General features: G+C 70.3%; 12 protein-coding genes. 6 read left to right on the forward strand and 6 right to left on the reverse strand.

Features of this window, described 5'->3' with window-relative positions:
- Positions 1 to 9: 9 nt before the first annotated feature.
- From ACWDX9_RS14335 to ACWDX9_RS14345, 3 genes are all read right to left on the reverse strand, one after another.
- Positions 10 to 1122, reverse strand: a complete 1113-nt coding sequence (locus ACWDX9_RS14335; RefSeq protein WP_449953301.1) for a LacI family DNA-binding transcriptional regulator — start codon at positions 1120 to 1122, stop codon at positions 10 to 12.
- A 96-nt stretch (positions 1123 to 1218) separates the two neighbouring features.
- Positions 1219 to 1353, reverse strand: coding sequence for a hypothetical protein (locus ACWDX9_RS14340; protein ID WP_449953304.1), 135 nt, complete (start codon positions 1351 to 1353; stop codon positions 1219 to 1221).
- Between the two features lie 103 nt (positions 1354 to 1456).
- Positions 1457 to 2035 carry a hypothetical protein gene (locus ACWDX9_RS14345; protein WP_449953307.1) on the reverse strand — a complete coding sequence of 193 codons (579 nt, stop codon included), beginning with the start codon at positions 2033 to 2035 and terminating at the stop codon, positions 1457 to 1459.
- A gap of 42 nt (positions 2036 to 2077) precedes the next feature.
- On the opposite strand from ACWDX9_RS14345, the gene ACWDX9_RS14350 reads away from it, so the two are divergent.
- Positions 2078 to 3307 carry a plasmid pRiA4b ORF-3 family protein gene (locus ACWDX9_RS14350; RefSeq protein WP_449953310.1) on the forward strand — a complete coding sequence of 410 codons (1230 nt, stop codon included), beginning with the start codon at positions 2078 to 2080 and terminating at the stop codon, positions 3305 to 3307.
- Between the two features lie 22 nt (positions 3308 to 3329).
- On the opposite strand, the gene ACWDX9_RS14355 is transcribed toward ACWDX9_RS14350, so the two are convergent.
- Entirely contained in the window at positions 3330 to 3584 is a 255-nt protein-coding gene (locus ACWDX9_RS14355; protein ID WP_449953332.1) for a winged helix-turn-helix domain-containing protein, read from the reverse strand.
- 145 nt (positions 3585 to 3729) lie between these two features.
- Between ACWDX9_RS14355 and ACWDX9_RS14360 the strand changes: the two genes are divergently transcribed.
- The 5 genes from ACWDX9_RS14360 (at position 3730) to ACWDX9_RS14380 (ending at position 7375) form a co-directional block, all read left to right on the forward strand.
- Positions 3730 to 3942, forward strand: coding sequence for a DUF397 domain-containing protein (locus tag ACWDX9_RS14360; protein WP_449953313.1), 213 nt, complete (start codon positions 3730 to 3732; stop codon positions 3940 to 3942).
- 82 nt (positions 3943 to 4024) lie between these two features.
- Complete coding sequence (locus ACWDX9_RS14365; RefSeq protein WP_449953315.1) at positions 4025 to 4369, forward strand: hypothetical protein; 345 nt, start codon at positions 4025 to 4027, stop codon at positions 4367 to 4369.
- Positions 4370 to 4487: 118 nt separating this feature from the next.
- Entirely contained in the window at positions 4488 to 4742 is a 255-nt protein-coding gene (locus ACWDX9_RS14370) for a hypothetical protein (RefSeq protein ID WP_449953318.1), read from the forward strand.
- A 197-nt stretch (positions 4743 to 4939) separates the two neighbouring features.
- The gene (locus ACWDX9_RS14375; RefSeq protein WP_449953320.1) at positions 4940 to 6853 is read left to right on the forward strand and encodes an alpha/beta hydrolase; all 1914 of its coding nucleotides are present in this window, start codon (positions 4940 to 4942) and stop codon (positions 6851 to 6853) included.
- A gap of 81 nt (positions 6854 to 6934) precedes the next feature.
- Entirely contained in the window at positions 6935 to 7375 is a 441-nt protein-coding gene (locus ACWDX9_RS14380; RefSeq protein ID WP_449953323.1) for a hypothetical protein, read from the forward strand.
- Positions 7376 to 7702: 327 nt separating this feature from the next.
- On the opposite strand, the gene ACWDX9_RS14385 is transcribed toward ACWDX9_RS14380, so the two are convergent.
- Together ACWDX9_RS14385 and ACWDX9_RS14390 are read right to left on the reverse strand one after the other, a co-directional pair.
- Positions 7703 to 7912 (reverse strand): hypothetical protein, encoded by a 210-nt coding sequence (locus ACWDX9_RS14385; RefSeq protein ID WP_449953326.1) that lies wholly within the window; start codon positions 7910 to 7912, stop codon positions 7703 to 7705.
- Between the two features lie 386 nt (positions 7913 to 8298).
- Complete coding sequence (locus ACWDX9_RS14390) at positions 8299 to 11205, reverse strand: glycosyl hydrolase (protein ID WP_449953329.1); 2907 nt, start codon at positions 11203 to 11205, stop codon at positions 8299 to 8301.
- Between the last annotated feature and the right edge of the window lie 167 nt (positions 11206 to 11372).

Raw genomic sequence — 11372 nt, forward strand, 5'->3', positions numbered from 1 at the left:
GCCGGGTGATCAGCGGTGCAGGCGTGGCTCGGGGCAGCCGCAGGAGCCACGGGTGACCAACGTGGCAGAGAAGATCTTGGTCACCGGCTCCACACCCTCCGATTCAATGGCGCCGACCAGCGTCTCCGTCGCGTGACGGGCCATCTCGTCTATCGGCTGGCTGATCGTCGAAAGCCCGGGCACCGTGTACGCCGCCTCCCGCGCCCCGTCGAACCCCACCACCGCCACGTCCCCGGGCACCCGCAGCCCGAGATCGGCGGCGGCCCGCATCGCGCCGATGGCCTGGCCGTCGATGGAGGCGAACAGGGCCGTGGGACGCGAAGGCGACGACAGCAACCGGAGCGCGGCCTCGTAGCCACCCTCCAGGCTCAACTCGCCTTCCTCGACCAGCCCTGCCTCCTTGGCGAGCTCGACCCCCTCGACGGGCCCCGCCCCCTTGGCAAGCTTCCCCTCCTCGACCAGCCCCTCCTCGACCAGCCCCGCCTCGGACCCGGCAGCAGCCTCGGCCTCTTGGAGCGCGCGACGCCAGCCCGCGGCCCTGAGCCGCACCGGCGTGATGTCCAACGGCCCGCCGACGAAGCCGATGCGGCGATGACCGTGCTCCAGGAGGTGCCGGGTGGCCTGGTAGCCGCCCTCCTCGTCGTCCACCGCGAGCCGGGAGAAGAACGGCGGCGCCGCGTGGTCGATGGTGACCACCGGAACGCGTCCCCGCATCTCCTCGGCCTGATCGGCCGAGACCGGCACCCGCATCAGCACCAGCCCGTCGACCTGCCGCTCCAGGAACCCCCTGACATAGCCCTCCGCCCGCGCCGGATCCTCGGCGGAGTTGCCGAACAGCACCGAGTAGCCCCGCTGCCAGGCCACCTCCTCGCAGGCCCGGGTGAACTGGCCGAAGAACGGGCTCTTCCCACCGGCGCTGTCGGAGGCGATCACCCCGATGGTCCACGAGCGCCGCGAGCGCAGCGACCTGGCCACCGCGTTGGGGCGGTAACCGAGCTGCTTGATGGCATCCAGCACACGCTGCCGCGCCGCCGCCGAGACCGGCCGGGGCCCGTTGTTGATCACGTAGCTGACCACGGCGGGCGAGGTGCCCGCCAGCCGCGCCACGTCGTTGCGCGTCACCACTCGCGTCTCACTCCGGCATTCACGAACCCAGCTTATGGGCCGGAGCACCCCATGCAGGTCTGCGGGTGAGCGGCGCCCGCCTGGGCGCGGAGGTCACAAGCGGGCGAGCATGGTGATCAAGGTGGGCCGGCGCTTGTGGCGCAGGCGCAGCTCCTCCAGACAGGTGGTGAACCCGGCTTCGTCGTGCGCCCGCCGCTGGGCCGCGCGGAGCCGTACCAACAGCTCCACGGCCTGGTTGTAGTGCGTCTTGCCGGTTCCGGCGAGGGACTCGTCGACGAGACGCCTTGATCGGCGAACGCGAGCACGATCATCCCGCCGAGGTGATCGGCCCCTATCGGGAGCCGGGATCTTCGTTGGAGCGGCGCTCCTCGACCAGCCGGGCGCACTCGGCCGGCCCAGCCGGGCCGAGTGCGGCGGCGAAGTCGCGGAGCCGGATCCTGGGCCGGCCGGGACCGTCGAGCTGCATGCCGACGAGCCAGGCGGCCAGGCGTTGCGCAGGTGGGGGAGCGGCCGCGCAGGCACGGGCGTACAGGGCCACGAGCTCGGCGAGGCCGTCACCGACGATCCCGGAGGAGTCGTCCATTGTGGTGAGCGCGTCGGTGACGCGCTCGACGGCGCGGCGGAGCTGGTCGCGTACGGCGTCGGCGTGGCCTCTTCCGAGGGCGCGTTCGCCGTGGTCGAGCACCTCCTGCAGGCGGCGCGCGTATTCGCGGCGTCCGCGGTAAGGGTCGGCACGCCGGTCTCGGCGCAGCCCGTTGACGAGATCCCTCAGCCCGTCGGCGTCGGCTCGGCGGATGTGCGAGACCAGCGCGGCCAGGCCGTCCTCGCCGTGTTCGCGCAGCAACCGGGCCAGCTCGGAGGCCGGCACGGGGTATTCCTGCCGTAGGGCTCGTCCACGTTCCGCGTCCACGGACTCCAGCGTAAAGGCGTGTCACTGGTGTTAGCTGGATGGGTGCATGAGGCAGAGGACTCCCCGGTGGTGCGGGAACTGCGCGCTTTCACCGAGTGGGTCGGCGCGGGCCGGAAACTGACCGCCACCGGCCAGATCACCCTGGCCGACGCCAAGGCTCTGGTGGGCGTGCTGGCCACCGGTGACGTGGTCGACCCGGAGATCGGTGGGCGGGTGTTCAAGACCACGTCCAGCGCCGAGCTGTCCGGGCTGGTGAGGGTCCTTCTGTGGGCCAGGGCCGCCGGCCTGGTGCGGGTGGTCAAAGGACGGCTGGTCCCGGTGAAGAAGGCCGCCCCGACGCTCGCTCGCCCGGCCGCGCTGTGGCAGGCGGCGTTCGAGGCGTTTCCACGGCTGGCGGAGGCCGTGGGCCCAGCCGGGTGGTGGACCTCGCCGTTGCACGAGGAGTTCGCACCTGTGGTGCATACCCTGCTGACCCGGTTGTACGGCGGGTCCGCGCGGCTGACGGAGCTGTACGAGCTGTCCTGGGAACGGGCGTCGGCGCCGTTCCTCATCGAGAAGCCCGAGCTCGCCAGGAAATCCAACGACCGGGACACCGAACGGCTGCTGAGCGTGCTGGCGCACCTGGGAGCGATCGAGGTGGCGAACGGGGAAGCCGCGCTGACCCCGCTCGGCCAGGAGGCGATCCGGCGCACCCTGGGGGAGGCCACTCCGGGCGAGCCGGTGTACGAACTCAAGGTCACGCTGCTGGACACCGACGACCCGGTGGTGTGGCGGCGGCTACGGGTGTCGGCCGGGATCTCGCTGGAGCGCCTGCACCGCATCCTGGCCGTGGCCATGGGATGGGAGGACTATCACCTCCACGTCTTCACCATCGGAGAGCGGCGCTACGGCTGGCCCTCGCGCGAATGGGACGACGGCCTGCTGGACGAGACCGCGACGACCCTGGCCGAGGTGGCGGGCGGCGCGGGCACGCGGATCAGCTGGGAGTACGACTTCGGCGACAGTCGGGAGCACGAGATCGTCGTCGAGCGGGCGGTGGTGGCCGAGGAGGGTGTCCGGTATCCGTCGGTGGTGGCAGGAGAAGGCGCCTGCCCGCCGGAGGACTGTGGCGGGACGTGGGGATACCGCGAGTTCCGGGCCGCCTTGGCCGATCCTCGCCATGAGGAACACGAGCACTTGGTGCGCTGGGCGGGGCTGACCCGCGCCGCGGAGTTCGATCCGAAGCGTTTCGATCTGGCGGCGGCCCGGCGAGCGGTGCTGACCATCGCTTGATATCCGCTGCTAAGGTCTCGCGTCATTCATGGAGGATGACGACGGATCCTCTGCCGGGCTTGGTGATGATCAGTTTGCGTTCGCGGAGGATGGCGAACGCCTTGCGGATGGTGTCGCGGCCGACGCCGAAATAGCCCTGTAGCTGCACTTCGGATAGCACGGTGCGGGGAGGGTAGTCGCCGGTTCGGATGCGTTCGCCGATCCAATCGGCTATCTGCTCATACCTGTAGAACTCGGGATTCCAGTCGTCTGTGGACCACGGCGTGTCAGGCAACATCACAGGCGGACCATAGACCGTCATCTACTTCCATACATAGACAGAGCAGCATTGGTCGAGCTGGGCCTAGCCCTAGACAGGTGGGGATAGGCCAGCCACCGTTTCGTATGGCTCTCGGTAATCGAGGCATCACAAAGAGGTCGCGATGGATCTGTACGTCGGACAGCTGGGCGACGTGCCCTTCACCAAGATGTGCGGCGGAAGCCAGCAGGAGGGGGAGATGGAGAGCTGCGTCCTGATCGCCCCGATCCCCGGCGTAGCGGACGCCTACGCCCTGCGTGACTCGAAGAACCCGGACGCCGGGACCCTCCGGTTCACTGGTGACGAGCTTCGCGCGGCCGGGATGGCCGCCATCTAGGCATCCCCGAGGACGGCGGTTCCTGCTTGATGGAAGCAAACAGGGGCCGCCGCCTCCCAGAATCGTACGGGAGCGCCTCGCCATGCACTGGCACGCCTGCCACTGGATCGGCGCCGGAGCGGATCGAGCCGACGAGGCCGAGCGCCGTCCGAGCTCGCCCGAGTTCCCTTCTTCGATGCTGCCGCCGGTGCGGACCGGCGACTGGCTGGCCAAGCCCGCATCGCGCATCGCGGCGACGTTCCACGAGGTCGAGCAGGCGGCGGACTGGATGGCAGGCGAATACGCGAAGGTACGCAAGGCGCTTCTGCCGCCCGAACGGGTGCCTCTTGAGGACCGGCTGGAGATCGCCCTCGATCTGCTCCCCGAGGTGTGGACGTGCAGTGGGGCGAGTGGCTGGAGGGCGGCCGGTTCGTCACGATCGGCGTGATCTGCTGCCCGAACCGGCACGTCGCCCACCCCTGCCCGGAATCCCGTTCGCCGGGAACTGGACATCACGATCGGCCCTGGAGGTCGGCATGACGATGGAGGAATTTCACGGCCCGCATATGAAGCCTCTGAAAGAGGCGTACGTGGCCATCGACTGGTCCAGCCCGATGACCAGATGCAAGTCCGTCAGGGTCCGCTGCCACACGTGCGAATGCCTGCCGACGGTGTACGAGCTCTGCGTGGCGGGCGGCCTCGGCCATATCCGCCGAACGGAGAGGTCGTCCAAGGGAGACCGGGTCAGCGAGAGCCCGTGGCTGCGGGACGCGGAGGTGAAGCACCTGTGGCACAACCTTCTTGAGGGGCAAGCACGGTAGCGCTCCCGCAGGTGAACGAGCCGGGGTGGCATTCTGGAGGAAAGATTGGCCCAGTAACTGCGCCTTATCATGCTCGGCCGCTCAGTGGTGGCCGCCGATAACGGCTAGTTATGGCGTGCCTCCGTACGGTGACGACTGTGTCACCGTACAAGGCTGTGGCAGGTGACACGGCAGAGTTGGAGGAGGCTCTGGCTCGGGTGGTGCGGCTAGCCGGCGATCACGTCGGCGCGCTCGACTCCGGCATGCGTTACATGGCGGCACACGCCTGGGTCGGCGGCGGCGCCGGCCCCTTCACCCAGGTCATGGGGGACCAGCGGGTGCGGCTGCAGCGTGCGTTCGAGACCGCGGCCGGGCAGATCGCCGACCGCATCCGCGTCCTCGGCGGGCACGCCGCCCCGCCGTCGCTGTCCACCCCGCTCCCCGCCGCCCCGTCCGCACGCGGCGGCTACGCCGGGATGGACGTGGAGGCGATGACCCGCATGGTGGCGGACCTGGAGCGCGCCGGTCACGCACTCCCCGCCGCGGGAGGCCTGCTATCGGCGGCGCTGAGCTCCGCGGGCGTCAGCGCCACGCCCGCCCAGCAGGTCGGGGACGTGGGCGCCTGGGCCGCCGGACAGGTCGTCGACCTGCGCAGACGGCTGACCCTGCTCCAGCGTCGCCCCGATGGAGAAGCGGCCACCGCGGCCGTGCTCGGCTTCGGGCTGTTCGGCGGGTCCGCCCCCGCCCCGGGCACCATCGGCGACGCCCTCTCCGCCGCCGCGGCCGGCGACACCTCGGCGCTGGAGAAGGTCGTGGCGGCCCAGAACACCGGCAAGGACCCCACCCTCGCCGCCAGGGTCAGCGCCTGGTGGCAGCTGCTCGACCCGGCCGCCCGCCGGCGGCTCATCGACACCGCGCCGCAACTGGTCGGCTCGCTCAACGGCGTGCCCGCCGCCACCCGCGACAGGGCGAACCGGGCCTACCTCGCCATGCGCGAGGACGCCATCGCCAAGCGGCTGGCGGAGCTCCGGGTCCTGGACGAATCCCTGGCGAAGGGGATCATCATGGCGGACGCGTGGCGGAGGATGAGCACGCGCCGCGAGATCGAGGAGCTGGAGAGGCAGCAGCGGCAGATCGAAGCCGTCACCAAGAGCCTGGCCCTGGGCGGGGTCAACGGCCGCCCGCCCGCGTTCCTGCTCGCCCTCGAACTGGGCGGGCTCGGCAAGGCCGCCATCTCCTTCGGCGACCCCGACACGGCCGACTCAGTGGTCACCTCCGTGCCGGGCACGGGCAGCACCCTGGAGGGGATCGGCGCCGACGTGGCCCGCGCCGGAACCCTCTGGGACCAGGCGAGCCGTTCGGCCCCCCACACGAAGACCGCCTCGATCCTCTGGCTCGGCTACACGGCCCCGCAACTCGACGCCGGGATCCTCCGGGCGGACACCTCCGTCGCCTCACCCCATCTCGCCCAGGCCGGAGCCGGCCCGCTGGCCGGTTTCCTGGACGGCCTGCACGCCACCCACCAGGCGGCCGGCACACCCCGGTTCACCGTCCTGGGCCACAGCTACGGCAGCGTGGTAACCGGCATCGCCGCCCAGACGCGGAAGGGGACGTTCGCCGATCAGCTCATCCTCGTGGGCAGTCCGGGGACGATGGCAATGCAGGCGGGCGATCTGGGGGTCAAGCAGGTGTGGGTGGGGGAGTCGCCGCAGGACCCGGTGGCCGACCTGGGGCATCTTCCGTTGAGCGGTGGACGGCACCCCATCTCGGGCGTGCTGCAACCCGCCCTCCCGAACGGCCCAGGCCCCTTCGGCACCGACCCCAGCAACATCGCCTTCGGCGCTCGGCGTTTCGTTGTCAGCCCTACGCCAGTTTCGGGCTTCCTGGCTTTTACTGGGTATGACATCGGGACACACTCCGGTTACTGGAACGATGAGTCGGTCTCGCTGAGGAACATGGGATTCATCATCGCTGGTCGATATGACCAGGTGACGAAGCTGCCGACGCCGAAGCAGGTGCCGACTCCAACACCCTTGCCGACACCGTCGCCACCTCCGGCACGTCCTTCTCCTGAGCCCGTGTCCCCGCCGTCGCCCAGTCCGCAGCCGTCGCCGACCCCGCCAGGAGACTAGATGTTCCGCTCCGTCAGGTTGATCACCGCAGCCGCGGTTCTCGTCGCAGGATGCGCGCCCGGTGGAGCTCTAGGAGGAGCGATGAACGCCTCGGCCGACAAGCCGACGATCACCAAGGCACAAGCACTGGCCCGCATTGAGCAGCTCATCAACGGGACCGTCGCCATCATGCATCCCAAGCCCGAACTGGAGCTGCACCAGCCCAGTCTCAACGACAGCCTGTGCCTCGACCCGGTCGACGGAGGCTCCGAAGATCGGCTCATCATCAATCGCACGTACTACCTGCGCGGGCTGCCCAAGGACTCGCTCAAGAAGGTGATCGTCGAGGTGAAGGCGTACTGGCAGAGCCAAGGCCACCACATCGAGGCCCAGTCCGACAACGGCCTGCAACTCTACGGGCGCTCCCGCCCCGACGACTTCTTCATCACCATCGGTTGGACGGAGGGCGACGTGCTTTCCCTGAGCTCCACCTCTACCTGCCTGTGGCCCAACGGCACCCCCGAGCCCTCGTCCACGCCCTGAACTCAGCAGAACTTTTCCGTTGGGCGATGGGTGATCGAAGAGGCGTCAGGCTGCGTAGCGAGCGATGACATCGAGAGACCCCACCTCGCCACGCTCGATTTTGAGAAGCCCTGGCAACACTCACATCCATGATCGCCGCAAAGTCCTTCTGCCCCAAGCCGCGTTCTTTCCGCGCTCGGCCAGCGGGATGTTCTCCCTGTACCACCGCTCCCAGCTGCCTGCCTTGCCACCGCCCAGGGCCTGTCTCAGAAGGCGGCCCTGTCTGAGACCCGGCAGTCTCAGACAGGGCTGTTTTGTCGTCCCGTGATCGGATTGCCTCCTGGGTCGCTAGTTGATCACTTCGGGTGGGAGCCCGCCGAGCCTGTGCAGCAGCTCGGACTGGATGGTGGCGAAGCGGTCGTTCATATGGCGGCGAAGGCCGGCGAGTTCGTCACCGAGGGCCGCGAGGTCTTGTCTCATCTCGGCCCGGATGTCGGCGAGTTCCGCCAGCACCAGGGCAGCGCTGATCGTCTTGGAGCTGTCGTCTCCGGGCTGCATGCTCTCCTCGAGCGCCCGGATACGCGTTATCAAAGTGAGGATCTGTGCCTCTATGTTCACCGCATTCCTGCCTTTGCGAAGGTGGGAAGGGCAATCTCGCACCAGTGGGTGGTGCAAGGTCTGACGGTGAGCACAGTGCCACACCATTGGAGTTCGTGCAGGTCATCGCTTCGTGCTTGGGTGTGGTTGTTTCTCCCGGCGTCCGGTGTGTTTCTCCCGCGGGATGTGGATAGGTGCCGGTGGCTCGGGCGCGAAAGGGGCCCGTTCTGGCGAAATGCGGGCAGGGCGGAGGTGAGCTCTGCTGAACGTCAGATCGGTCGGTTGCTCGGTGATGGGCACGATCGCCAACCGAGAGCGGAGCCGGCGCATGCTCATTGGCATGATGCTCATGGTTCGGAGTTCGGACGCAGGTGGGCCTCGACGTACGGGACGAGCCGGACCGGGCCGAGGAGGCCGTAGGGCTGGCGGGTCAGGCCGCCGTAGACCGTAGGGTCCGTCACCCTGAGTCGGTTGCCGAGAGGTGTGGCCACTTCCACCTGTAGTGTGCGGACGCCCCGTCCCAGGTCCACGACCGGGTTGAGCTGGTTCACGGGGTCCAGGCGGCGGCCGTCGGCGAGGATGCGGCAGGTGTCGGTCACCGTGCCGAGTTCCAGGTACGCCCCGCTCTCCAGCCGCACATCGGCGGTGTAGACGCCGATGCCGGACGTGTCGGTCAGCTCGGGGATGTCCGACCAGGGGGTGAGCCCGTCGAGCGTGAGCCGGTGCGTGGTTGTGCCCTCCGGACGCCAATCCTCGACGTCCAAACGCCACGACGGCAGGGGCACCGGCTCGGGGACCGGGCCGATCACGGTGGTGACGGTTCGGCCGTCGGAGAGCGTGGTGGTGTAGGTTCCGGCGCGGGAGGCGCGCACCACCAGTGTGCCCTGGTCGTATCTCACCAGGTCGGCGTCGGTGGCCACGGCGTGAGGTCCCCGCATCGGGCCGGTGCCGAAGAGGCCGGGGCGGCCGATGGCCAGAATCGTCGACTCGCCGGGGCGTAGCTTCACCCGTAGCCGGATCCCGTCGGTGTCGGTCGTGTAGAGCGCCAGGCGCTCGGCGCGGCCGGTCCATGGGTTCAGGAGGTACGGGACGCCGTCGCGGGCCGTGCGCGCCAGCGTGACGTCGTGGTCGATGGGCGCCACCGGAGGCTTCGGGTTCTCGGTGTGCTTGCCGTTGCAGAGGTAGTAGTAGTCCACGTCGCCGGCCACCCGGCGGGCTGCGAGGAGGGTGGAGGCGGTGGCGTAGCGCATGTCGGGACGTACGCCGAGGGTGGCGAGCGCGACCGGGACCTCCGACTGGTCCGCGACCAGCCGGACGGACGGCTCGGCCAGCAGGTCGGTCAGAACCGCTCGAAGCCGCTCGTTCTCCCCCTCCGCGGCCACCCCCGGCACCGAGGCGGACCGCCACGCGCCGAGGAGTACGACGGGCAGCCCGGCCCGCGCGTACGACAGCAGCCGCCGCGCCACCGCGACCGTCATCGTGCACTCGGAGGCGTAGAAGCGGTCGCCCTCCACGAACAGCGCCTTGTAGGCGGGCCCGGAAGGCGCCAGCCGGCGGCCCGAGACGCGGGCGGACGGCAGGTCGAGCAGGGGTGCGCTGATGAACTGGTGGGTCCACCCGGTGGGGACGCCGCTCGCGGTGAACCAGGCGGCGCCGATGCCGGTCTTGGTGTAGCCGGTCTGCCGCAGCACCGCCACATCAGCACGTGGCGCACCTTCTCGCATGATCTGGTGGATTCTCGCGAAATATCCGGAAATGTCGGCGATGTGGCGCCAGGTCGGCTGGCGGGGGCCCCAGGACTCTGCGTAGCCGACCGTTCCGGAGTAAGGGGTGAAGGCGGCGAAGCCGGGCCAGGCCGCGCCCGGCGCCGTGGCGTAGGAGAAACCGTGCAGGACGGTCTGGTTGAGCCCCGCCGCGTACGCGCCCCCCACCGTACGCAGCAGCTTCGTCCAGGTCGTCGTGTACGCCCCGCCCGCGTACGCCCCCGCCTCGCACGACAGCACCTCGCGCCCCGCCAGGTCCCGGCCCCCGGCCAGGCAGCGATAGTCGTCGAGGTTCTTGAAGCCGAGCGACTCACCCTCGGCCACGTCCAGAACGGCCGCGGCGGCGATGGCGTCGGTCTGCAGCCCGTACGGCTGCGCCCGCAGCTCCAGGCCGATCGAATGCGCCCAGTTGCGCAGCATCCCGAAGTGGTGCTCGTTGAACAGCTCGGAGACCGTGTCCCAGTAGTCCTTGCGGGCATGCCTGGTCAGCACGGCGTCGTAGGCGAAGACCGGGTCCTCGTCCGCCAGCACCACCACCGGCAGGTACGGCACGAGCGAGTACCCTCGCCGCCGCTCGAACTCCGCGAGCAGCCCCGGCGTCCACGGCAGCGCGTCGCTCTCGATCTCGATGGAGTCCTCGAACAGCGCACCGCCCGCCCGCTTCAGCAGCCTCCGCACGGCGGGCGTGAGCAGCGTGGACTCCCAGTAGTCGATCACAGCGCGGGTGCCCGCCCGGCTGAAGTGGTCCACGACGTACGCCTCGGGCACGGTGTGCGGGCCGGACTCGGGACGCTGGCCCGAGCCCCGCTCCCAGTACGCGATCAGCACCCACTCGCCCTCGGCGGGCGCCGTCCAGTCGACGCCACCGTCGCTGACGGGCACCCGTACCACCGAGGCGGGGTCGAGGCCGGTCTCCTTGCGGGTGGAGTTCGCGGGGTCGAGCCGGGCCGCCTGGACCAGCAGCAGCGTACGCGCGGGATGCCCGGCGACGGCGGGCGGCGGCACCTCGCCCGCGTACGTGGCGCCACCGGCCACGGCGACCGAGCCGTGCGCCAGCTCCTTGACCGCGGCCGGGTGCTCCGGCGTGATCGTGGGGACGGCGGCCGGCCAGGACGGGCCGATGGTGAGGTCGATGGTCAGGCCGCGCCGGGCCGCCTGGTCGAGCGCGGCCTCGACGGCGGCGTTCCAGGCGGGGGTGCCCCAGCCGTGCCGGGCCGGGTCCAGCAGGGACTTGTCGCGGATGCTGTGGTGCACCGCCGCGATCTCCGCCCCGCCGAACCCGGCGTCGGCGAGCACGTCCACCTCCCGCCGGATCTCGGCGGGATCGACGTGGGCGTCGGGCCACCACCAGCGCACCATCGGCCGCACGGCCCGGCGCGGCCGCGCGAACCACCCAGCGCCCGGATGACCTGAGGCGGAGGCGGGGGAGACGGGCAGGGTGAAAGCGAGGGTCGCGGCGAAGAGGAAGCCGCGGCGCGAGAGGTCGTCCATGCGTGCGCTCCAGGGGGTGCGGCGCCCGCGCGACGGACGCGGGACGCAGGCTGCTCGGAGGCCGGGGGGCGAGGGCCCGGCGCAGCCGGACCCAGGATCGGGGGCGAGGGAACGGCGCGGCCGGACCCAGGATCGGGGGCGAGGGCCCGGCCGGGCCGGGCCCTCGC

This window comes from Nonomuraea sp. NPDC003201 (genome assembly GCF_053590415.1).

Bases quoted from the DNA above. Each gene is read 5' to 3' on its own strand.
- ACWDX9_RS14380 (WP_449953323.1), top strand. From the start codon at position 6,935: ATGAACGCCTCGGCCGACAAGCCGACGATCACCAAGGCACAAGCACTG.
- ACWDX9_RS14385 (WP_449953326.1), bottom strand. From the start codon at position 7,912: ATGCAGCCCGGAGACGACAGCTCCAAGACGATCAGCGCTGCCCTGGTG.
- ACWDX9_RS14370 (WP_449953318.1), top strand. From the start codon at position 4,488: ATGAAGCCTCTGAAAGAGGCGTACGTGGCCATCGACTGGTCCAGCCCG.
- ACWDX9_RS14355 (WP_449953332.1), bottom strand. From the start codon at position 3,584: ATGTTGCCTGACACGCCGTGGTCCACAGACGACTGGAATCCCGAGTTC.
- ACWDX9_RS14390 (WP_449953329.1), bottom strand. From the start codon at position 11,205: ATGGACGACCTCTCGCGCCGCGGCTTCCTCTTCGCCGCGACCCTCGCT.
- ACWDX9_RS14360 (WP_449953313.1), top strand. From the start codon at position 3,730: ATGGATCTGTACGTCGGACAGCTGGGCGACGTGCCCTTCACCAAGATG.
- ACWDX9_RS14365 (WP_449953315.1), top strand. From the start codon at position 4,025: ATGCACTGGCACGCCTGCCACTGGATCGGCGCCGGAGCGGATCGAGCC.